Below are 21,023 nucleotides of genomic sequence, written 5' to 3'. Positions count from 1 at the left end.
GACGCCCTAGCTCTGCCCGTTCCGGCCGACAGAGCTGAGGCTCGATTGCCGGCGGTTGGCGCGGCGGAGCAGCTCAGGCCGGGTGTGCGCCAGCGCCGCCGCCTCGCCCCGCGTGGAGACCTGGAGCTTGGCGAGGATGTTGGAGACGTGGACGCTCGCCGTCTTCGTGCTGATGAACAGCTCCGCGGCGATCTCGCCGTTGGAGCGACCCTCGGCGAGGCGAGCGAGGACCTCGCGCTCCCGCGCGGTCAGCTCGGTGGGGTCGCTCGAGCGACGGCGCGGCCCGGCCAGGCCGGCACGGTCCAGCACGTCCTCGGCCCGCCGGACGAAGACCCGGAAGCCCATCCGCCCAGCACTCCCGGCCGCCTCCGCGAGCAGCTCCGCCGCCGCGGCGCGGTCGCCGTCGCGCAAGAGGCTCTCGGCGAGCCGGATCGCCGCGAGGGGCCGGAGCTGGGCAGGCCCGGCCGCCACGGCGGGGTCGTCGAGCGCCGCTCGCCACGTGGTCGCGTCGTCGGTGAGCTCGGCCGCCACCAGCGGCCGCCACGTCGGCGCGACGAGGGCGGCCGGGATGGCGGCGGTCTGCGCGCTCAGGAGGTCGCGCTCGGCAGCTGTCCGGCCGGCCCGGGCCCGCCAGGCGGCCGCCGACAGGTAGGCGGTCTGCCACAGCCGGGCGGGTGACTGCCGGCCGGGGCTGCGCAGGATCCGCTGCGTGGTGCGCCAAGCCCGCTCGGGGTCCGGCTCAGGGCTGAGCAGGCGCAGCCAGGCGTCGACCATCGACAGCGCGATCTCGAACTGGACCTGCTCCGTGCGGCCCTCGATGGTCGGGCAGAACTCGACGAGGATCTCCTCGGCCTCGGCCGCCCGGTCCTCCCAGACGGCGATCCAGGCCTGCAGCCCGCGCAGCTGGAGGAGGTGGTTGTGCGGCGGACTCAGCTCGAGGCCGCGAGCGACCAGCCGGGAGGCCTCGGCGAGCTCGCCCAGGGCGAGCATCGGCTCCGCCGCGTTGCCGAGGAGCATGGTGCCGTGGGAGCGCTCGAGGCCCTTCGCCCGGGCCTGCTCCACCCCGGCCAGCGCCGCGTCCCGCGCCTCGGCGAACCGCCCCGCGAGCGTGAGCTGGTCCGACCAGTTGATCCACAGGCGCAGCGCCGTGCGGGGTCGCACCTCGGAGTCGGCGCGGGCGGCCTGCATCTCGGCCAGGCCGCGCTCCTCATCGCCGAGCGCGCAGACCGCGATGGCACGGGTGGTCCGCGCGCTGCCCCGGTAGGCGGGCGCCTCGATCGCCGTCGCGACGGCGATTGCCTCGTCGGCGACGTCCCGCGCCTCGGCGTACCGACCGATGAGCATGAGCTGGGCCGCGTGGAACTCCAGGGTCTTGGCGCGCACGGCGGTGGGACGCTCGGCGGAGGTGAGCGCGACCGCCTCCTCGAGCGCCTCGAGGGCGCCGGGCCGCACCAGCGCGCTGAGGGCCTGAGCCTTGATGACGAGGCGACGGGCGCGGGCCTCGGGATCCTGGCCCGGCCCGGTCTCGTGCAGCGCCGCATCGATGAGGGTGAGGGCACGATCCGGCTGCCCCGCCCAGACCGCGGTGGCGGCCGCGCCCTGGAGGATGTCGGCGTGGCTGCCCCAGACCTTGGCGGGCTCCCCGACGAGGTCCCAGACCTCGAGGGCGCGCGTGTAGAGGGCGAGCGCCTCGTGGTGCGGCGTGGCCCGGTCGGTGGCGCGCTGCAGGGCGGCGGCGAACGCATCCTCGAACCGGTGGGCGGCGAAGAGGTGGTGGACGAGGTCGTGACCGCGGGCGCCGGAGAGCTCGGGACGCTCCGCGACGACGTCTGCGAGGCGGCCGTGGATCCGCGCCTGCTCGCCGGGCAGCAGCTCGTCGTGGACGACCTCGTGGAGCAGGGCGTGCCGGAACCGGTAGCCGGTCTCGTCCGGGACCAGGATGACGGCGTCGACCGCCTCGCGCAGCGCGACGTCGAGCTCCGCCGCGGGCACGTCGGCGACCTCGGCGAGGAGCTCGTGCTCGAACTGGGTGCCGGCCGCCGAGGCGAGGCGCAGGACGCCCTGGGTCCCCTCGCTCAGCCCGCGCACCCGGGCCAGCAGCGCGTCACGCAGGGTACCCGGCATGGCCACGCCCTCGGCGGCGGAGCGCGCGAGCTCGGCGACGAGGTACGGCACGCCGTCGCCGCGGCGGACGATCGCCGCGGTGACCGCCCGCGCGGTGGACCGTCCGGCGATTGCGGTGACGAGGTCGGCCACCGCGTCGGGGTCGAGCGGGCCCAGGTCGAGCCGGCCGACGCGGCGCTGGCGCGCCAGCTCGGCGAGGACCGGGCGCAGCGGGTGCCGCCGGTGCAGCTCGTCGTCTCGGTAGGTGGCCAGGATCATCAGCGGGGCGTCGGTGACCGCCCCGCTGAGGAAGCGCAGCAGGTGCCAGGTGGCGGGGTCGCCCCAGTGCAGGTCCTCGATGACGACGAGGAGGGGCCGGCGCCGCGCCGCGCCCTCGAGGACGAGGGTGATCGCCTCGTACAGCCGCAGCTGCTGGGTGTCGGCGGCGCCCGGGTCGGGCCCCAGCTCGGGCAGCACGGCGCCGAGCGAGGAGCCGCCGACCCCCGCCCACCCGAGGACGTCGTCCACGCCGTGCAGCCGGATGACCTCCCGCAGGACCTGGACGACCGCCGCGTACGGCATGCCCTCGCCGGCGAACGCGACGCACTGGCCGGTCACGACGTCGGCGCCGTCGCCCAGGGAGTCGGCGAAGGCGCCGACGAGCGTCGTCTTGCCCATGCCGGCCTCGCCGGCGACGAGCATGACGCGCCCGCCGGTCGCGACGGCGTCGTGCCAGGTCGCGGCCAGCTCGGCGAGCGGGGCGGAGCGGCCCACGACCGGGACGTCGGGGCGGGGGCGCACGCCTGTCATCGTGCCACGCGCGCGTCCTGTCGAGGAGAGGCGGTGAACCAGCCGCGGAGGAGGGAGCGGGCGCGCCGGCGGGCCTGCCGCCCCGGGGCCTGGAGCTCCGCGCGGTGGCGCAGCTCCGCGAGGTCGCGCAGCTCCGTGGCCCGCGCGGCGAGCTCCTGCTCGCGGTAGCCGTGGAAGAGCAGGACGGTGGTGGGATCGGTAGTGCTCATGCAGACGAGCCTGCTCCGCGGGGCCCGCGCGGACATCGGGCATCTGCCCAGTTCTGCCCCGGGCGCCCGGGACTGAGGTACCTCAGGCACGGGCGCCGGCGCGGAGGTGCTCGCCTCAGCCCAATCCTGTTGTCGGACGCTCGGCGAGCTAGTCCGACAGGATGAGGCCATGACGCTCCGTTATCCCGCCGCTTTGCGCCCTGGTGACTGCATAGGCATCACGTCGCCCTCGAGCGGGGTGCCGGCCGACCTGCGGCCCCGCCTGAACTTCTCCGTCCAGCACCTGCGCGACAGAGGGTTCGACGTCGTCGTCGGCGGCTGCATCGACGGTGAGGGTGTGGTCAGCGCCCTGGCACGAGACCGAGGGGCGGAGCTGACCGCCATGCTTACAGACCCCGGCATCCGCGCCGTTGTGCCGCCGTGGGGCGGCGAGCTGGCGGTCGAGGTGCTGCCGCATGTGGACTGGGCGGCCGTCCGCGCTGCCGACCCCACCTGGGTGGTGGGCTACTCCGACATCTCCACGCTCCTGCTGCCGCTGACCACGCTGACCGGTACCGCCACGGTCCACGGGCAGAACCTGCTGGAGACGCCGTACCGCGTGCCCGAGCCGCTCCGGTCGTGGATCGACGTCGTCTCGCTACCTCCCGGGGAGGGATTCGCCCAAGGGCCGTCGACGTACCACCGCGCTGACGGCTTCGACCGCTGGCAGGACGACCCCACCGTCACCGAATTCACTCTCGACACGCCCGGGACATGGAAGCTCCTCGACCCGCACGAGCAGCTCAACGTCACCGGACGCCTCATCGGCGGCTGCATCGAGACAGTGTCGATTCTCGCTGGCACCCCCTACGGTGACCTGCCGAGCTTCGTCGAGGACTATGCACCGGAGGGCGTCATTCTCTACCTGGAGGCCTCCGGCGACGTGGCCACCGACGTCGCGCGGCATCTGTGGCGAATGCGGCTGGCCGGCTGGTTCGACCACGCCAACGCCGTCCTTGTCGGACGGACCCGGGCTCCCGACGGCTACGGCTTCACCCAGCTTGACGCCGTCCGTAGCGCCCTCGATGGCGTCGACGTCCCTGTTGTGGTCGATGTCGACTGCGGCCACGTGCCCCCGCACCTGGCGCTCGTCAACGGCGCGTTGGCGGAACTGACTGTCGACGGTGACGAGAAGATCCTCCGCCAGAGGTTGATCTGACCAACTTCTCCCGAGACCCACTCACTTGCTTCGCCTGAACCTAGTCACCGCCATGTGCAGAGTCGGTATCAGCACGACCACGGCGAGCGCGAGGGTGCCCCACACGGCGACGGGGTTGAGCACGATCCATGACGCGACGCTGTCAATGACCAGGGCGAGTGCGAGGGCGGGCAGGGCGAGCGCGTTCACTCGGACGTCGTCGGCCATCTCGCCATGCAGATGCTGGCGCAGGGCGTCGATGTTGGCTTCCATTGCCTGATCAACCTGGCCAATCTGCTGCCCTAGCGCGTACGCCTTGTCCTCCAGCTGACGGATGCGGTCACGGATCTCCCACCGCTCTCGCCAGAGGTAGTCCACCTGCTCCTCCATCGTCGAGGGGTTGGGCTCTTCGCAGATCGACGCGGGGCCGCCCGGGCGAAACTCCACTACTAAGGAGAACGTAAGTAAGTCGACTCCGGTCCGTTATGCGGTGATGTAGCGGAGATCTGGATCGGCGAAGAACCCGCGTACCAGGTGCGGTAGTTTCTGGAGGCGGTGGAGCGCGGCGATGACGTTGCTCTTGAACTCCTCGGCGGTGCGTGGGGCGGTGCGCCCGACGCGGTCGTGCTTGACGTTCTTCCAGACCCACTCGTCGGGGTTGAGCTGTGGTGAGTAGGCGGGCAGGATGAACACCTTCAGCCGGCCGTCGGTGGAGGCGATGAACTCCTTGACCTTCTTGGCCTTGTGGGTGGAGTGACCGTCGACGACCAGGTACACCCCGCCGCCGCCGTCGCGGCCGGTGTCGGCGAGCAGCTTCTTGCAGAAGCTGATGAACTGGTCGGCGGTGAAGGAGCCGGTGTAGGTGGCGAACCGCAGCTTTCCGGCGGGGGTGAGCGCGGAGATCATGTTCAGGGAGTGCCGGGCCCCGGTGGCCTTGACCACCGGGGTGCGCCCGACCGGGGCCCAGGTGGTCCCGGCGTGGTAGTCCGAGCGGATGCCGGCCTCGTCCGCGAAGTACACCGTCGCGCCCTCGGCCTTGGCCGCCGCCCGGATCGCGGGGAACTCCTCCGCCTTCCACCGCTCCACCGCCTCGGGGTCGGCCTGCCAGGCCCGCCACAGCGGGCGCTGGGGCGACAGGCCGAGCTTCCTGAGCAACCGGCCCACGGACACCTCCGACAGGTGCACCCCGAACTCGCGCCGGATCACCTCACGCACCATCGCCCGGGTCCACAGCTCGAAGTCGAACTGGAGCTGGCGCGGGTTGGTCCCGACGATCAGTGTGTAAAGCCGGCGCAGCTGGCTTCCGTCCAGCTTTGGTGGCCGACCCGGGACCGGTTTGGCCTTCAACGCATCCCGGCCACCCTCACGCGCTCTGGCCAACCACCCGTACACCGTTTTCGCGTGCATCCCCAGCATCTTCGCGACATCTTCCGGGTGGGCCCCGGCCTCTACCGCGTCCACCGCGCGGAACCGCATCTGCTCCAAGGTGGCGTGGTCCAGCTTCCGGCCGTCGTTGTCGCGCATAGAACCATTATGGCAGAAAAGGCCGCCGGAGTCGACCTACTTACGACCGCCTTAGTATCAGGGGATCGGCGACGGTCAGGTACTGCGTGCGCTTGGGCAACACCCTTGTTCGCAACCACTGCCCGAGCCTGCGCCAGATGATGCGCGGTGCGGTAGGGACTGCCGCCCACGAGCCGATCAGGCCGAGGAGGACGGCTGCGAGGGACAGGAGTAGCGAGGCATCCATGGACGGCTTCCGACCAGGCGGCGAGGGGTCAGGCACGTCGTCGCCGCGGCCGCTCTATCGAGGTAGCAGGCCCCGCCTCGCCGGGGCGGACCGAGGACACGGCCCGCTCGCGCCATGCCCAGCGCGTTTGGCGCCGTCGCCGTCGTGAGGGACCCCCGTCAGTGCACCAGGCAGCTCGGCCCGAGCAGGGCCTTGAGGTCGCCGAAGAGCGCCGAGCTGGGCTCCACCCGGTACCGGTCGGCCAGCTGGACCACCTGGGCCTTGTTGCCCCGGGTCAGCCGCAACCGGACCTCGGAGGTGCCGGGGTGGTTGCTGAGCACCGAGCGCAGCTGCTCCACCACCGGGCCGGTGCACCGCGTCTCGTGCATGGTCAGGCTCACCGGCCCGCCGGCGGCGTCGGAGACGTCCGGCAGGGTCATCTCCTGGGCGGCGATGGCGGGGACGTCGTCGCGGCGGTTGAGCCGGCCCCGGACGGTGATGATGGTGTCCTCGACCAGGGCCGTGGAGACGGTGGCGAAGGTCTGCGGGAAGAACAGCACCTCGATGGACCCGGTCAGGTCCTCCACGGTGGCGATCGCCCACGGGTTGCCGTTCTTGGTCATCTTCCGCTGCAGGGACGTCACCAGCCCGGCGACGTGCACGCTCGCCCCGTCCGGGCGGGCCTCGTCCCCGAGCAGCGCGGCGATCTGGGTGTCCGCGGCGCGCTGGAGCACGTGCTCCAGCCCGGCGAGGGGGTGGTCGGAGACGTACAGGCCGAGCATCTGCCGCTCGAAGGTGAGCTTCTGCTTCTTGTCCCACTCGGGCAGGGCCGGGACCTCCACGGTGAAGGAGGGGGCGCCGTCGGCGGAGCCCAGGCCGGCGAAGAGGTCGAACTGGCCCACCGCCTCGTTCCGCTTGACGTCCACGACGGCGTCGATGGCCTCCTCGTGGCGGGCGAGCAGCGCCCGGCGGGTGTGCCCGAGGGAGTCGAACGCGCCGGCCTTGATCAGGGACTCCACCGTGCGCTTGTTGCACACGACGGCCGGGACCTTGTCCAGGAAGTCGGTGAAGGAGGTGAACTCCCCCTTCTGCTCCCGGGTCTCGATGATGGCCCGGACCACGTGTGCCCCGACGTTGCGGATCGCGGCCAGGCCGAACCGGATGTCCTGGCCCACCGGGGTGAAGTCCGCCGCGGAGGTGTTCACGTCCGGCGGCAGCACGGTGATGCCCATGTGGCGGCACTCGCCGAGGTACAGGCCGAGCCGGTCCTTGTTGTCCTGGGTGGAGGTCAGCAGGGCGGCCATGTACTCGGTCGGGTAGTTGGCCTTGAGGTACGCCGTCCAGTAGGACACCACGCCGTACGCCGCCGAGTGCGCCTTGTTGAAGGCGTAGTCGGAGAACGGGACCAGGATGTCCCACAGGGTCTTCACGGCCGCCGCGGAGTAGCCCCGCTCGCGCATCCCGGCCTCGAAGGCGGCGTACTGCTTGTCCAGCTCCGCCTTCTTCTTCTTGCCCATCGCCCGGCGCAGCAGGTCGGCCTGGCCGAGCGTGAACCCGGCGACCTTCTGCGCGATCGCCATGACCTGCTCCTGGTAGACGATCAGGCCGTAGGTGGTGCCGAGGATCTCCTTGAGCGGCTCCTCGAGCTCGGGGTGGATCGGCTCGATCCGCTGCTGGCCGTTCTTCCGCAGCGCGTAGTTGGTGTGGGAGTTCGCCCCCATCGGGCCGGGCCGGTACAGCGCCTGGACGGCGGAGATGTCCTCGAAGTTGTCCGGCCGCATGAGCCGCAGCAGCGTGCGCATGCCGGCGCCGTCGAGCTGGAAGACCCCCAGGGTGTCCCCGCGGCCGAGCAGCTCGTACGCCCTGGGGTCGTCCAGGGTGAGCCGCTCCAGGTCCACCGGCTCCTTGCCGTTGACGACCAGGTTCTTCAGCGCGTCGTCGATGACGGTGAGGTTGCGCAGGCCGAGGAAGTCCATCTTCAGCAGCCCGAGCCGCTCGCAGGTCGGGTAGTCGAACTGGGTGATGATCGCCCCGTCCTGCGGGCGCCGCATGATCGGGATGATGTCGACCAGCGGGTCGGAGGACATGATGACCGCGCACGCGTGCACGCCCCACTGCCGCTTGATGCCCTCCAGCCCGCGGGCGGTGGTGACGACCTTCTGCGCCTCGGGGTCGCCGGCGTGGAGCTGGCGGAACTCCTCCGCCTCGGCGTAGCGCTTGTCGGCGGGGTCGAAGATGCCGGCCAGGGTGATGTCCTTGCCGCCGACGGCGGGCGGCATGGCCTTGCTCAGCCGCTCGCCCATGGCGAAGGGGTAGCCGAGCACCCGGGAGGAGTCCTTCAGGGCCTGCTTGGCCTTGATGGTGCCGTAGGTGACCACCTGGGCGACCCGGTCGTCGCCGTACTTGCGGGTGACGTAGTCGATGACCTCCCCGCGCCGGCGCTCGTCGAAGTCGACGTCGAAGTCCGGCATGGAGACCCGGTCCGGGTTGAGGAACCGCTCGAAGATCAGCCCGTGGGCCAGCGGGTTGAGGTCGGTGATGCGCATCGCGTAGGCCACCATCGACCCGGCGCCGGAGCCGCGGCCCGGGCCCACCCGGATGCCGCGGGACTTGGCCCAGTTGATGAAGTCGGCGACGACGAGGAAGTAGCCGGGGAAGCCCATCTGGGTGATGACGCCGACCTCGTACTCGGCCTGCTTGCGCACGTGGTCCGGCACGCCGCCGGGGAAGCGGTAGTGCAGGCCGCGCTCGACCTCCTTGACGAACCAGGAGTGCTCGTCCTCCCCGGGCGGGACGTCGAAGCGGGGCATGTAGTTGGCGCCCTGGTCGGTGGTGCGGAAGTCCACGTCGCACTGCTCGGCGACGAGCAGGGTGTTGTCGCAGGCCTCGGGCAGGTCCCGGAACAGGTCGCGCATCTCGGCGGCGGTGCGCACGTAGTAGGTGTCCCCGGTGAAGGCGAACCGGTCCGGGTCGGCCAGGGTGGAGCCGGAGTTGATGCACAGCAGCGCGTCGTGGGTGGTGGCGTCCTCGGCCTTGACGTAGTGGGAGTCGTTGGTGGCCAGCAGCGGGGCGCCGAGGTGGCGGGCCAGGCGCAGCAGGTCCCCGGTCACCCGGGTCTCCAGGTCCAGGCCGTGGTTCATCAGCTCGACGTAGTAGTTCTCCCGGCCGAAGATCTCCTGCAGCTCCCCGGCGGCGCGGACGGCCTCGTCGTACTGGCCCAGCCGCAGCCGGGTCTGGACCTCCCCGGAGGGGCACCCGGTGGTGGCGATCAGCCCCTCGCCGTAGGTGGTGAGCAGCTCGCGGTCCATCCGGGGGGCCTTGCCCATCTGCCCGTCCAGGGAGGCGAGGGAGGCCATCCGGAAGAGGTTGTGCATGCCGGCGGTGCTGCGCGCGAGCAGCGTCATGTGGGTGTAGGAGCCGCGGGCCGAGACGTCGTCCTCGGCCTGGGAGTCCTCGCCCCACCGCACCCGGGTCTTGTCCGCCCGGGCCGTGCCCGGGGTGAGGTACGCCTCGACGCCGATGATCGGCTTGACCCCGGCCGCCCGCGCCCTGGACCAGAAGTCGTAGGCGCCGAACATGTAGCCGTGGTCGGTCATCGCGATCGCCCGCTGGCCGATCCGGTTCACCTCGGCGAAGAGCGGGTCGAGCTTGGCGGCGCCGTCGAGCATCGAGTACTCGGTGTGGACGTGGAGGTGGACGAAGTCTTCGGGTCCTCCAGGTGGCATGGGCGTCAGTCTAGGTCGACCGCGGGCCGGGTCCGGGAGGCGGCCCCCAGGGTGTCGGGCGCGTCGGGCGCGGGGTGGATGCGGGCTACGCGGACGACGCGAAACGACTGCGGCCGGTTCGCCGAATCGGACACCCTCAGGGCCGCCGGACGGAGCGCCATGGTCCGGCCCGGGTGTTCCGGGGGCGTCAGGCGCGGACCCGGCGGCGCATGTCCTGGTGCCAGATCCCCGCGTCGAGGTAGCGCTCGCCGTCGACCACCTCGTAGCCGAGCCGCCGGTAGAACCCCATCGCCGACTCCTGCGCGGACAGCACCACGGTCACCTCCAGCGCCGCCCCCGCCGGCTCGGCGTGCCCGGCCAGGGCCAGGGCCTCGATGGCGACGACCAGCCGCGCGCCGAGGCCGGTGCGGCGGGCCGCGGCGCGCACCGCGAGCCGGCCCAGGTGCACCTCGCCGGCGTGGGCCGGGTCGCTCAGCAGCCGGCCGGTGCCCAGGGCCCGGCCGGTGGTCCGCTCGACGGCGAGCACATGGGTGGTGGTGGCGGCGGTGTCGAGGTCGTCGATCTCCTCGGCGAGGGGCACGTGCTGCTCGACCACGAAGACCTCGGTGCGGACCTCCCAGCACTGCTCGAGCTGGGCCCGGGAGGTGACCCGGACGACGTCGACCCCGCCCGGCCCTCCGCCGTCGAGCACCTCGCCGGTCCGGTCCCCGACGGCGGTGGCAGCGGCCCCGTCGTCCGCTCCGTGGCTCCGGGCGCCGTCATCCGCCAAGGCCCGCGTGGCGCCGTCGTCCGCCAGGGCCCGCGCGGCGCCGTCGTCCACCCCGTGGGCCGGGACAGCGCGGCTCACCGGTCCCCCGCCCGCATCCGCTCCAGGGCCTGGGCGAGGTCCGCCGGGTAGTCGCTGCGCACCTCGACCCACCGGCCGGTGACCGGGTGCTGGAACCCGAGCCGGACGGCGTGCAGCCACTGCCGGGTCAGGCCGAGCCGCTCGGCCAGGCGGGGGTCGGCGCCATAGGTGATGTCGCCCACGCACGGGTGGCGCACGGCGGCCAGGTGCACCCGGATCTGGTGGGTCCGCCCGGTCTCCAGGTGCACCTCCAGCAGGGACGCCCCGGCCATCGCCTCGAGCGTGGCGTAGTGCGTGACGGCGTCCTTGCCGGCGGCGGTGACGGCCATCTTGTACGGGGCGGTGGGGTGCCGGCCGATGGGCGCCTCGATGGTGCCGCTGGTGGGGTCGGGGTGGCCCTGGACCAGCGCGTGGTAGACCTTCTCGACGGTGCGCTCCTTGAACGCCCGCTTGAGCACGGTGTAGGCGGCCTCGGACTTGGCCACGACCATCAGGCCGGAGGTGCCCACGTCGAGGCGGTGCACCACGCCCTGCCGCTCGGCGGCGCCGGAGGTGGCGACCCGGTGCCCGGCGGCGGCCAGCGCGCCGACCACGGTCGGCCCGTCCCAGCCGGGGCTGGGGTGGGCGGCCACCCCGACGGGCTTGTCGACGACGACGACGTCCGCGTCCTCGTACCGCACGGCCATGCCGGCCACCGGCGCCGGCGCGGGGGCGGCGGGCGCGTCGGGCAGGGTGACCTCGAGCCAGCCGTCGGCGGTGAGCCGGTCCGACTTGGCCAGCGGCTGCCCGTCGAGGGTGACGTGCCCGGCGCCGGCCAGCTCCGCGGCGCGGGTGCGGGAGAGCCCGAGGAGCCGGGCGAGGCCGGCGTCGACCCGTTCCCCGACCAGCCCGTCGGGCACCGGCAGGGCCCGGACCTCAGGCATCGGCCGGGCGCTCCGGGGCGGTGGGGGCGCGGTTGCGGTCGCGTTGTTCTGTGCCGGCGCGGGTGCCGTCGAGCTCGCGGCCGCGCAGCGCCAGGACCGCCACGAGCGCCGCGGCGGCGACGATGGCGATGTCGGCGACGTTGCCGACGAAGAGGCCGCCGTAGCTGATGAAGTCGACGACGTGGCCCTCCGGGAAGCCGGGCTCGCGGAAGAGCCGGTCGTAGAGGTTGCCCAGGCAACCGCCGAGCAGCAGGCCGAGCGCGACGGCCCAGCCGGCCGAGCCCAGCCGGCGGCCGTAGCGGACGACGACCACGGCCACCACCGCCGACAGCAGGGTGAACACCCACGTCATCCCGGTGGCGAGGGAGAAGGCGGCGCCGGAGTTGTAGATGAGCTGCAGGCCGAGCAGGTCGCCCAGGACGGGGACGATCTCCCCCGGCTCCAGCCGCGCCTCGGCCAGGTGCTTCGTCAGCTGGTCCACGACGGCGACGGCGCCGGCCAGGGCGAGCAGCAGCAGCAGGAGGCGGCGCCGGCGGGCGGGGGTCGGAGCGGCCGGGGGCGCCTGATGGTCGGCCTCGGCCTCGCGCACCGGAGCCGGACCGTCCGGGCGGGCCGGAGCCGCGCCGCCCGGGTGGGCCGGTGCCGCGTCGCCGGCCCGGTCGGCCGGCGGTCTGTCGGCGGCGCCGGGCGCGGGTGGGGTGTCCATCGCCGGCCAGTCTCCCACGGCTGGTCTCCTGGGCAGGCACGTGCCAGGGGCGGCCGGCCACGCCGTCGGGCCGGACGCCGTCGGAAGCCCCGGTCCAAGCTCGGCGGCAGCGGTGGCAGCGGCGCGATACTCCCGGCCGAGACGCCGACGGTGGCGACCCCCGTCGGGGGCCGCCGCCGCGAGCGGTGCGGGCGGGAGGCTCAGACGGCCTCGACCTGCGGACGGCCGCCCTCGACGTTCTGCAGGAGGGACTCCAGGTAGCTCTTCAGCCGGGTGCGGTAGTCCCGCTCGAAGGTGCGCAGCTCGTCGATGCGCCGCTCCAGGAGCGAGCGCTGCTGCTCGAGCTGGGTCAGGGTGCGGTTGTGCTGGTCCTCCGCCTCCTTGACGATCCGCGTGGCCTCGGCCTGCGCCTCGGTGATGATCCGCTCGCCCTCCTCCTTGCCGTTGCGCACGTACTCGTCGTGCAGGCGCTGGGCCAGGGCGAGCATGCCGGTGGCGGACTCGGGCTCGTTCCCCGCCGGCGGCTGCTGCGCGGTGGGCTGGGCCGGGGCGGCCTGGGCGGGGGCGGCCTGGGCGGGCGCCGGCTGGGTCTCGGTGATCTGGGCCGGCGCCTCCTCGGCGGGCTGGGCCTCCTCGGCCCGCTCCTCCGCCGGCGCGGCGGCCTCCTCGCCGTCGGGCTGGACCCCGTCGCGGGTGAGCTCGGCGACGCGCCGCTCCGCGGCGGCCAGCTTGGCCTTGAGCTCTTCGTTCTCTCCCTGCACCACCCGCAGCGTGTTGACCACCTCGTCGAGGAAGTCGTCGACCTCGTCCTGGTCGTAGCCCTCACGGAACTTGGTGGGCTGGAACTTCTTGTTGAGGACGTCGTCTGCCGTGAGCAGCGCCATGGTCGTCACCTCAGTGTCGTGTCGTTCGGTCATGAGCGCTGTCGGTACCGCAACTCACGGCCTCAACCGTAGCGGACCGCCAGCGCGGGGTGCCTGGGCTGACCTTAGCCGCCTCAGCCAAGCGCGAGAAACGCGAGATACCGCACGAGGGTGCGGCCGAAGGACACCGCGAGGAAGAGGACCAGGAAGCCCAGGTCCAGCTGGACCGGGCCCAGCCGTAGCGGCGGGATGAACCGCCGGAGGAACCGCAGCGGCGGGTCGGTCAGCCCGTACACGACGTTGGCCAGCACCAGCACCACGCCGGTGGGCCGCCAGGACCGGGCGAAGACCTGCACCCAGTCCAGCACCAGCCGCACGAGGAGGACGAGCAGGTACAGGAGCAGGAGCAGGTCGACGAGCTGGAAGAGCAGGGCCACGCGTCAGCTCTGGTTGAAGAAGCGGCCGACGCGCTCGGCCTCGTCGCGGTCGCTGGCCACCTCCACGGTGGCCGGGGAGAGCAGGAACACCCGGTTGGTCACCCGCTCGATGACCCCGTGCAGGCCGAAGACGAGCCCAGCGGCGAAGTCGACCATCCGCTTGGCGTCGGCCTCGCTCATGCCGGTGAGGTTCATGATCACCGGGGTGCCGTCGCGGAACGCCTCGCCGATGACCCGGGCCTCGTTGTAGGTGCTGGGGTGGACGGTGACGATGCGGCGCAGGTCCTCTCCCACGGCGGCCTCCTCCTGACGCAGGGCGGCGGCGCGCGAGATCGGGGTGACCTCGGCGTGCCGCTCGTGCCGCTCCGGGCGGTCGCGCCGGTCGCCGTGCTCCTCGGCCGGCGGCTCCTCGAGCGCCCCGTCGGCCTCGTCGTCGTAGAGCTCCTCCTGGGGCTCGGCGAGGGAGAGGTACTCCATCATCTTGCGCATCGTCCCGGCCATGGCTGCTCCTCGTGTGGTGCTGTCGCGCGCGGAGAACCACGCTCGTGCATCTCAGACGCTAGTCCACAGGCGGGGGCCGTGGCGGGCAGGGCGGCGGCGTGTCGCGCGGGCGGGCCGGGCCGGGCGGGCCGGCGTCGGCGGGGTGGGCCGGCCGTGCGGGCGTCGGCGGGGTGGGCCGGGCGGGCCGGCGTTGGCGGAGGGGGGTCGGCTGGGCCGGGCCGACGTCCGCGGGGTGTGGGTCGGCTGGGCCGGGCCGGCGTCGCCGGGGATCAGGCCGGCAGGACGACGCCGGCGAAGCGGCCGGTACGGCCGCCGCCGGCCCGACGGTAGGAGTAGAACCGGGCGTCCTCCCGGGTGCACGCCGCCACGTGCGCTACCTCCCGGACACCGGCCGCGGCGAGGACGGCGAGCACCCCGGCGGGCAGGTCCAGGGCGGGGGTGCCCCAGGAGGTGCGGGCGGCGGCCGCCGGGACCTGGCCGGCGACCTGGGCGGCCAGCGCGGCCGGGACCTCGTAGCAGCGGCCGCAGATGCTCGGCCCGACGGCGGCGCGCACCACCGCCGGCGGCGCGCCACGCTCGTCCAGGGCGCGCAGCGCCGCCTGGAGCACGCCGCGCACCAGGCCCGCCCGGCCCACGTGCACCGCGGAGACCAGGGCGCCGTCGGGCGCGGCGAGCAGGACCGGCACGCAGTCCGCCACCAGCACGCCGACGGCGACCGGCGCCGGGCCGGCGACGGCGACGGCGACCAGCGCGTCGCACTCCCGCAGCGGCGTGCCGGGGGCGAGCGCCTGCACGACGGCGCCGTGCACCTGGCGCATCCAGGCCACCGGCGCGCCGACGGCCCGGTCGAGCCGGGCCCGGTTCGCGGCGACCGCCGCCGGGTCGTCCCCGACGTGGTCGCCGAGGTTGAGGCCGCCGTCGTGCTGGCGAAGGTTGTGGCCGTCGTGCTGGCCGGCGAGCGGCGCGTACGGCCCGCTCGACACGCCGCCCGCGGAGGTGGTGTACCAGGCACGGACGCCGGGGCCGAGGTCAACGGGCAGCAGCGGGACGGGCACCGGAACGCTCGGCCGCCCGCCCCTGCCGGCGGGGTCGTCCGCCGTGCCTCCCGGTGCGGCGCCCGCCGCCCCGGCCGCACTCACCGGCGCGGACGCGCCGACGGGTAGGCGGCGGCGGCCCGGCTCACTTGAGGAAGTCGGGGATGTCGAGGTCGTCCTCGCGTCGGGGCCGCACCGGCTCCTCGTCGAAGACCCGGGGCACCTCCAGCGACCGCTGCGGCGCCTGCCCGTTCTCCCCGAGGAAGGCCGGGACCTGCTGCGCGCCGGCGCCGACCGGCGCGGGCTCGGGCGCCCGGGCCGGCGAGGGTGCCGAGGCGCCCGGGGTGGGCAGCGGGGCCCGGTGCGAGCCGGCGTCGCCCGGCTCGGCCGCCGGCTGCACCGGCTCGGGCCGGGCAGCGACCTGGCCCACCGGCCGGCCGCGCATCCGGCTCTCCGCCCCGGACGGGCCGGTGCCCTCGTCGAAGCCGGCCGCGATGACCGTCACGCGCACCTCGTCGCCGAGGGCGTCGTCGATGACCGCGCCGAAGATGATGTTCGCCTCCGGGTGCGCGGCCTCCTGGACCAGCCGGGCGGCCTCGTGGATCTCGAACAGGCCGAGGTCGGAACCACCCTGGATGGACAGCAGCACCCCGTGGGCGCCGTCGATGCTCGCCTCGAGCAGCGGGGAGGAGATGGCCAGCTCGGAGGCCTGGACCGCCCGGTCCTCCCCCCGGGCGGAGCCGATCCCCATCAGCGCGCTGCCGGCGCCCTGCATGACGGACTTCACGTCCGCGAAGTCCAGGTTGATCAGGCCCGGGGTGGTGATCAGGTCGGTGATGCCCTGGACGCCGGAGAGGAGCACCTGGTCGGCGGACTTGAAGGCGTCCAGGACCGACACCCCGCGGTCGCTGATCGACAGCAGGCGGTCGTTGGGGATCACGATGAGGGTGTCGACCTCGCTGCGCAGCGCGTCGATGCCGGACTCGGCCTGCACCCCGCGGCGCCGGCCCTCGAAGGTGAAGGGCCGGGTGACCACGCCGATGGTCAGCGCCCCGAGCGAGCGGGCGATCCGGGCCACCACCGGGGCGCCGCCGGTCCCGGTGCCGCCGCCCTCGCCGGCGGTGACGAAGACCATGTCGGCCCCGCGCAGGACCTCCTCGATCTCCTCGGCGTGGTCCTCGGCGGCCTTCTTGCCCACCTCGGGGTCCGCGCCCGCGCCCAGTCCGCGGGTGAGCTCGCGGCCGACGTCGAGCTTGACGTCCGCGTCGCTCATGAGCAGGGCCTGGGCGTCGGTGTTGATGGCGATGAACTCCACGCCCTTCAACCCGACCTCGATCATGCGGTTGACGGCGTTCACGCCGCCACCGCCGATGCCAATCACCTTGATGACCGCCAGGTAGTTCTGCGGTGCCGCCACGTCGGTCCCTCTCGTCGTCCTGCGGGCCCAACCCTAAGTCTCTACTTGAGGGCTAGACTTATGTCATTTCCTGCCACCCGTGACGCTAGGTGGGCAGCCCACCCCGGGGCAACGACCGCCGCCGGTGTGTCGCGCGCGTCGTGTCGGCGGCGACCGGGCGAGCCCGGCCGAGGCGGGCCACCGACCACGAGGCCCGGCGTCCGGCTGCCTCCACCGTCAGCACGAGCAGCAGACCGTGGCGCATGGGTGTACCACGGTCGCCCGACGGCCTACGGTTTCCCTCGTGGACACGGTGACGAGCACGGTTACGACTCGGGAGTTACGCGACCGGCTCTCGGACGTGCTGGGGCGCACCATGTACGCGGGCGAGCGCATCGGCGTGACTCGTAACGGCAAGCTGGTCGCGGTGGTCGTGAGCGTCGGCGACGTCGAAGCCCTCGAAGAGTTCGAGATGCGCCGGGACGTGGCCGCCTAGCGTGAGGCGAAGGCGGCAGCCGACGGCGAACGGGTCATTCTCGACGAGGTGCTGCGCGACGTAGCGTCCTGACGTACCGCGTCGAGCTCGCTACCGCCGCGGGGCAGGTGACGAAGCTCCCGCCTGGCCCACGTGCGCAGCCCGCATCAGTTCCCAGCGGAGGCATTGGGCACACCGCTCGTCCCTTGCGACGTCGTCGGGCTGCGCGGGATGGAGACGTCGTAGACCTTGGCCGGCTCCTGCCGGAGCACCTGGAGCACGGCGGCCTTGAACTCCCCCTCCTCCGCGCTCCCCCACCGCACCGTTGCGCCGTCCTGGAGGGTCAGCACAACCTGGTCGGCGGACGTCGCGCCTGCCTCGGCGACGTCGGCGAGCAGCTCGGCCGGCAGGACGTCGAGGACCTTGAGCACCGCGGTGACGGCCGGCGCGGTCTCCTCGCTGGAGGTCAGCGGCACGGACACCACCGGCAGGTCGGCCGGCTGCTCGGCGGACTCGGCGACCTGGACGCCGTCGCCGTCGACGAGCACCCACCCGCCGTCGGACTGGACGGCTGCCACGGGTATCCGGGAGACGACGGCGACCGTGAGCCCGTTCGGCCAGGACCGGGCCACCCGGGCCTCCTTCACCCCGGTGATGCTCGCCACCTGGTCGGCGAGCGCGCCGGTGTCCACCCGCAGCAGGGGGACCCCGACGGCCGGCTCGGCGACGGCGTGCACGTCGGCCGGGTCGACCGGCCCCGCCGCGCCGGTCACCTCGACCTGGTCGGGGCGGACGGCGAGCAGCGGGGACAGCAGCAGCACCCAGGCCAGCGCCGCGACGGCGGCGAGGCCGGCGAGGGCGAGGAGGATCCGGCGGCGCCGAAGGTGCCGGGCTGCGGCCTCGCGCTCGGCCGCCCGGGCGGCGAGCCCGGTGCTGACCACCGGGACCTCGCCCGCGGTGGGGGTGCGGGGTGCGGCGAGCGGCGCCGCCGGGCGGTGCACCGGGACGACGTCGGTGCTGGCTCGCGCCGGCGCCGCCGAGGCGCCGCGGCCACGGACCTTGCTGGCGCCGCCGCTGGCGCTAGCGGCGCGGCTCGCCGGGGCGGCGCCGCCGCCAGCGGGGGCGCGGCGGTCGGTCGGAGCCGTGCCGGCGGTCGCCGAGCGGGGCGTGGCCCCGCGCCTGCCCCCGCGGTCGGCGGCGGTGGCCCCGGACGTCTCGGCGCCGGACCTCTCGGCGTGCGACCGCGCCCGGCCGGCACCACCGCGCGCCGGGTCCCCGGTCCCGCCGGTCCCGCCCACGCCCGGCCGGGCAGGCTCGGCAGCGCCGCGGCGGGGCCGGCGCGGGGTGACCGGCGGCCTCATGCCCGCTCCCGGAGCCGGTCCAGGATCACGGCGCCGAGCTCGGTGACGTCGCCGGCGCCGACGGTGAGCACCAGGTCACCGGGCCGGGCGTCGTCGGCCACGGCCCGGGCGGCGGCCACCTTGTCGGCCACGTACCGGCCCCGGCCGGGCTCCATCGCGGCGGTGACGAGGGAGCCGTCCACCCCGGGCACCGGGTCCTCGCGGGCGGCGTAGACGTCGGTGACCACCGCGGCGTCGGCGGCGCTCAGCGCGGCGGCGAACTCGGCGGCGAAGGCCTGGGTCCGGGAGTACAGGTGCGGCTGGAACAGCACCAGCACCCGCCCGGGCCCGGCGACCAGCCGCGCGGCGGCCAGCGTGGCGGCGATCTCGGTCGGGTGGTGGGCGTAGTCGTCCACCACCCGCACCCCGGCGGCCGTGCCGCGGGTCTCGAACCGCCGGCCGGTGCCGGTGAAGCTGCCCAGCGCCGTCGCCATCGCCGCCGGGGCGACGCCGAGCTCGACCCCGGCACACCAGGCGGCGGCCGCGTTGCGGACCATGTGCTCCCCGCCGACCCGCAGCGCCAGCGGCACGCCGTCCGGGCCCAGGCGGGCGGTGGCGCCGGCGCCGGTGAGGACGACGTCGCGGACGGCCAGGTGGGGCAGGTCGGCCGGGGCCGGTCCGGTGCCGTAGGTGCGCACCCGGGTGCCGGCGGCGGCCGCGTGCCGGGCCAGGGCCAGCGCGCCGGGGTCGTCCGCGCCGGCCACGAGCAGCCCGCCGGGCACCACCCGGCCGGCGAAGTCCTCGAAGGCACGGGCGAGCGCGGCCGCGGAGCCGTAGTGGTCCAGGTGGTCCGGCTCGACGTTGGTGACCACCGCGACCCGGGGGCGGTAGGCGAGGAAGGAACCGTCGGACTCGTCGGCCTCGGCCACGAAGGCCCGGCCGGTGCCCAGGTGGGCCCCGGTGCCCAGGGCCAGGACCGTGCCGCCGATGGCGTAGGACGGGTCCTGCCCGGCCGCGCGCAGCGCGACGGCGAGCATCGCCGAGGTGGTGGTCTTGCCGTGGGCGCCGGCGACGGCCACGAAGTCCTGCCCGGCGGCCGCGCGGGCCAGGGCCACCGACCGGTGCAGCACCGGCCGGCCGAGCTCGTGGGCGCGGACCAGTTCGGGGTTGTCCGGGCGCACCGCGGTGGAGACGACCACCGAGCCGGTGGCGGGCACCTGCGCGGGGTCGTGGCCGAGGTAGACCCGCACCCCCAGGTCCCGGAGCCGGGCCAGCGCGGCGGAGTCGCGCTGGTCGGAGCCGGAGACGTCGTGGCCGCGGGCGCGGAGGAGCTCGGCGAGCGCGGACATGCCGGCCCCGCCCACCCCGATCAGGTGGTACCGCTCAGCCACGCCCGCCCCCGTGCGCGGCGGCGTGCGCGACGTCGGCGACCAGCGCGGCCAGCCGGGCGGCGCCGTCGCGCGGGCCGGCGCCGGCCGCGGCGGCGCCCATGGCGGCGAGGCGGGCCGGGTCGGCCAGCAGCGGCACGACGTGCCCGCGGACCCAGGCCGGGTCCAGCGCGGCGTCGTCGACCAGCAGGCCCCCGCCGGCGCGGACGACGTCGGCGGCGTTGCGGCGCTGCTCGCCGTTGCCCACCGGCAGCGGGACGTACACCGCGGGCAGGCCGAGGGCGGCGAGCTCGCTGACGGTGCCCGCCCCGGCCCGGCACAGGACCAGGTCGGCGACGGCGTAGGCGAGCTCCATCCGGCCGAGGTAGTCCCGCACGTGGTAGCGCTCGGCGGCGCCGGGCACCCCGGCGAGCGCGGCGCGGACCGGCCCGTCCTTGCCCCGGCCGGTCAGGTGGAGCACCTGCGCGCCGGCGGCGAGGAGGTCACCGGCGGCGGGCGGGACCGCCGTGTTGAGCCGCTGGGCGCCGAGGGACCCACCGGTGACGACGAGGGTGGGCCGGCCGGGGTCCAGGCCGAGCTCGCGGGCGGCGCGGGCGCGGAGGTCGGCGGCGGGGTCGGTGGCGGCGTCGTCGGTAGCGGGCGGGACGACGGCGGCCGTGGCGGCCGCGGCCGCGGCGGATGCGTCGTCGTCGGTCGGGACGGCGGAGGGCGGGGCGGCTCCGGCTGCGCCGGCCCGCGCGGCGGCGAGCGCGGCGACGGCCGGGCGCAGCGGCAGCCCGGTCACCTCGGTGCGGCCGCGGGCGGCGCGCAGCGGCGTGCCGGGGAAGGTGACGGCGACGGCGGCCGCCCACCGGGCGCCGAGCCGGTTGGCCAGGCCGGGGCGGGCGTTCTGCTCGTGGATCACCACCGGCACGCCGCGGCGGCGGGCGGCGAGGTAGGCGGGGGTGGCGACGTAGCCGCCGAAGCCGACGACGACCGTCGCGCCGGTCTCGGCCAGGGCCGCCTCGGCGGCGCGGACGGCGGTGCGCAGCCGGCCGGGCAGCCGGAGCAGGTCCGGGGTGGGTCGGCGCGGCAGCGGGACGCGCGGCACGGTCCGCAGCGGGTAGCCGGCGGCCGGTACGAGGGTGTGCTCCAGCCCGTCGGCGGTGCCCAGGGCGGTGAGCTCGGCGCCGCCGGGCCGGGCGGCGAGGGCGGCGGCGGTGGCCAGCAGCGGGTTGACGTGCCCGGCGGTGCCGCCGCCGGCGAGCAGCACCCGCAGCGGCCGGCCGCCGTCGGCACCCGCTGCAGGGCCGGTGCGGGCGGCACCCGCTGCAGGGCCGGTGCGGGCGGCAACCGCTGCGGGGCCGGTGCGGGCGGCGCC

General features: G+C 74.8%; 18 protein-coding genes. 2 read left to right on the top strand and 16 right to left on the bottom strand.

Features of this window, described 5'->3' with window-relative positions; translation table 11 throughout:
• Positions 1 to 6: 6 nt before the first annotated feature.
• Together MF406_RS18875 and MF406_RS07170 are read right to left on the bottom strand one after the other, a co-directional pair.
• Positions 7 to 2,904, bottom strand: a complete 2,898-nt coding sequence (locus MF406_RS18875; RefSeq protein ID WP_305852995.1) for an AAA family ATPase — start codon at positions 2,902 to 2,904, stop codon at positions 7 to 9.
• A 5-nt stretch (positions 2,905 to 2,909) separates the two neighbouring features.
• Entirely contained in the window at positions 2,910 to 3,122 is a 213-nt protein-coding gene (locus tag MF406_RS07170) for a hypothetical protein (RefSeq protein ID WP_242897258.1), read from the bottom strand.
• A gap of 106 nt (positions 3,123 to 3,228) precedes the next feature.
• Here MF406_RS07170 and MF406_RS07165 point away from each other — a divergent pair, with 106 nt between their 5' ends.
• The gene (locus MF406_RS07165; RefSeq protein ID WP_242897257.1) at positions 3,229 to 4,320 is read left to right on the top strand and encodes a S66 peptidase family protein; all 1,092 of its coding nucleotides are present in this window, start codon (positions 3,229 to 3,231) and stop codon (positions 4,318 to 4,320) included.
• Between the two features lie 21 nt (positions 4,321 to 4,341).
• Here MF406_RS07165 and MF406_RS07160 read toward each other — a convergent pair whose 3' ends face one another.
• The 11 genes from MF406_RS07160 to ftsZ all read right to left on the bottom strand — a co-directional run bounded on the left by MF406_RS07160 (position 4,342) and on the right by ftsZ (position 16,481).
• Positions 4,342 to 4,677, bottom strand: coding sequence for a hypothetical protein (locus MF406_RS07160; RefSeq protein ID WP_242897256.1), 336 nt, complete (start codon positions 4,675 to 4,677; stop codon positions 4,342 to 4,344).
• A 105-nt stretch (positions 4,678 to 4,782) separates the two neighbouring features.
• The gene (locus MF406_RS07155) at positions 4,783 to 5,823 is read right to left on the bottom strand and encodes an IS630 family transposase (protein WP_242892089.1); all 1,041 of its coding nucleotides are present in this window, start codon (positions 5,821 to 5,823) and stop codon (positions 4,783 to 4,785) included.
• A gap of 384 nt (positions 5,824 to 6,207) precedes the next feature.
• Positions 6,208 to 9,753, bottom strand: coding sequence for a DNA polymerase III subunit alpha (dnaE, locus tag MF406_RS07150; protein WP_242897255.1), 3,546 nt, complete (start codon positions 9,751 to 9,753; stop codon positions 6,208 to 6,210).
• Positions 9,754 to 9,940: 187 nt separating this feature from the next.
• Positions 9,941 to 10,600: a GNAT family N-acetyltransferase gene (locus MF406_RS07145; RefSeq protein WP_242897254.1), complete on the bottom strand. Its 660-nt coding sequence runs from the start codon at positions 10,598 to 10,600 to the stop codon at positions 9,941 to 9,943.
• Positions 10,597 to 11,523 carry an RluA family pseudouridine synthase gene (locus MF406_RS07140; protein ID WP_242897253.1) on the bottom strand — a complete coding sequence of 309 codons (927 nt, stop codon included), beginning with the start codon at positions 11,521 to 11,523 and terminating at the stop codon, positions 10,597 to 10,599. The genes MF406_RS07145 and MF406_RS07140 overlap by 4 nt, the downstream gene beginning before the upstream one ends.
• Complete coding sequence (locus MF406_RS07135) at positions 11,516 to 12,229, bottom strand: signal peptidase II (RefSeq protein ID WP_242897252.1); 714 nt, start codon at positions 12,227 to 12,229, stop codon at positions 11,516 to 11,518. The genes MF406_RS07140 and MF406_RS07135 overlap by 8 nt, the downstream gene beginning before the upstream one ends.
• A 200-nt stretch (positions 12,230 to 12,429) precedes the next feature.
• Complete coding sequence (locus tag MF406_RS07130; protein WP_242897251.1) at positions 12,430 to 13,113, bottom strand: DivIVA domain-containing protein; 684 nt, start codon at positions 13,111 to 13,113, stop codon at positions 12,430 to 12,432.
• 113 nt (positions 13,114 to 13,226) lie between these two features.
• Positions 13,227 to 13,529, bottom strand: a complete 303-nt coding sequence (locus MF406_RS07125; protein WP_242897250.1) for a YggT family protein — start codon at positions 13,527 to 13,529, stop codon at positions 13,227 to 13,229.
• A gap of 3 nt (positions 13,530 to 13,532) precedes the next feature.
• On the bottom strand, positions 13,533 to 14,030 hold the full coding sequence (locus tag MF406_RS07120) for a cell division protein SepF (protein WP_242897249.1): 498 nt from the start codon (positions 14,028 to 14,030) through the stop codon (positions 13,533 to 13,535).
• Positions 14,031 to 14,299: 269 nt separating this feature from the next.
• Positions 14,300 to 15,085 (bottom strand): polyphenol oxidase family protein, encoded by a 786-nt coding sequence (locus MF406_RS07110; protein WP_242897248.1) that lies wholly within the window; start codon positions 15,083 to 15,085, stop codon positions 14,300 to 14,302.
• Between the two features lie 124 nt (positions 15,086 to 15,209).
• Positions 15,210 to 16,481: a cell division protein FtsZ gene (gene ftsZ, locus MF406_RS07105; RefSeq protein ID WP_242897247.1), complete on the bottom strand. Its 1,272-nt coding sequence runs from the start codon at positions 16,479 to 16,481 to the stop codon at positions 15,210 to 15,212.
• A gap of 283 nt (positions 16,482 to 16,764) precedes the next feature.
• Here ftsZ and MF406_RS07100 point away from each other — a divergent pair, with 283 nt between their 5' ends.
• Positions 16,765 to 16,956 (top strand): type II toxin-antitoxin system prevent-host-death family antitoxin, encoded by a 192-nt coding sequence (locus tag MF406_RS07100; protein WP_242897246.1) that lies wholly within the window; start codon positions 16,765 to 16,767, stop codon positions 16,954 to 16,956.
• Between the two features lie 146 nt (positions 16,957 to 17,102).
• Here MF406_RS07100 and MF406_RS07095 read toward each other — a convergent pair whose 3' ends face one another.
• Genes MF406_RS07095 through murG form a run of 3 tightly spaced genes read right to left on the bottom strand, consistent with a single transcriptional unit; the run spans position 17,103 to position 20,921 of the window.
• Positions 17,103 to 18,296, bottom strand: a complete 1,194-nt coding sequence (locus MF406_RS07095) for a cell division protein FtsQ/DivIB (RefSeq protein WP_242897245.1) — start codon at positions 18,294 to 18,296, stop codon at positions 17,103 to 17,105.
• Positions 18,293 to 19,666, bottom strand: coding sequence for a UDP-N-acetylmuramate--L-alanine ligase (gene murC / locus MF406_RS07090; protein ID WP_242897244.1), 1,374 nt, complete (start codon positions 19,664 to 19,666; stop codon positions 18,293 to 18,295). Before murC ends, MF406_RS07095 begins: the two co-directional genes overlap by 4 nt.
• On the bottom strand, positions 19,659 to 20,921 hold the full coding sequence (gene murG / locus MF406_RS07085; protein ID WP_242897717.1) for an undecaprenyldiphospho-muramoylpentapeptide beta-N-acetylglucosaminyltransferase: 1,263 nt from the start codon (positions 20,919 to 20,921) through the stop codon (positions 19,659 to 19,661). Before murG ends, murC begins: the two co-directional genes overlap by 8 nt.
• Between the last annotated feature and the right edge of the window lie 102 nt (positions 20,922 to 21,023).

This window comes from Georgenia sp. TF02-10 (assembly GCF_022759505.1).
Classification (GTDB): Bacteria; Actinomycetota; Actinomycetes; order Actinomycetales; family Actinomycetaceae; genus TF02-10.
This window is presented reverse-complemented; position numbering and strand designations above follow the sequence as displayed.

What these genes read in the sequence shown, in the direction of transcription:
- MF406_RS07140 (WP_242897253.1), bottom strand. Translation starts at nt 11,523, where the DNA reads ATGCCTGAGGTCCGGGCCCTGCCGGTGCCCGACGGGCTGGTCGGGGAA.
- dnaE (WP_242897255.1), bottom strand. Translation starts at nt 9,753, where the DNA reads ATGCCACCTGGAGGACCCGAAGACTTCGTCCACCTCCACGTCCACACC.
- MF406_RS07120 (WP_242897249.1), bottom strand. Translation starts at nt 14,030, where the DNA reads ATGGCCGGGACGATGCGCAAGATGATGGAGTACCTCTCCCTCGCCGAG.
- MF406_RS07095 (WP_242897245.1), bottom strand. Translation starts at nt 18,296, where the DNA reads ATGAGGCCGCCGGTCACCCCGCGCCGGCCCCGCCGCGGCGCTGCCGAG.
- MF406_RS07135 (WP_242897252.1), bottom strand. Translation starts at nt 12,229, where the DNA reads ATGGACACCCCACCCGCGCCCGGCGCCGCCGACAGACCGCCGGCCGAC.
- MF406_RS07130 (WP_242897251.1), bottom strand. Translation starts at nt 13,113, where the DNA reads ATGGCGCTGCTCACGGCAGACGACGTCCTCAACAAGAAGTTCCAGCCC.
- MF406_RS07155 (WP_242892089.1), bottom strand. Translation starts at nt 5,823, where the DNA reads ATGCGCGACAACGACGGCCGGAAGCTGGACCACGCCACCTTGGAGCAG.
- MF406_RS07170 (WP_242897258.1), bottom strand. Translation starts at nt 3,122, where the DNA reads ATGAGCACTACCGATCCCACCACCGTCCTGCTCTTCCACGGCTACCGC.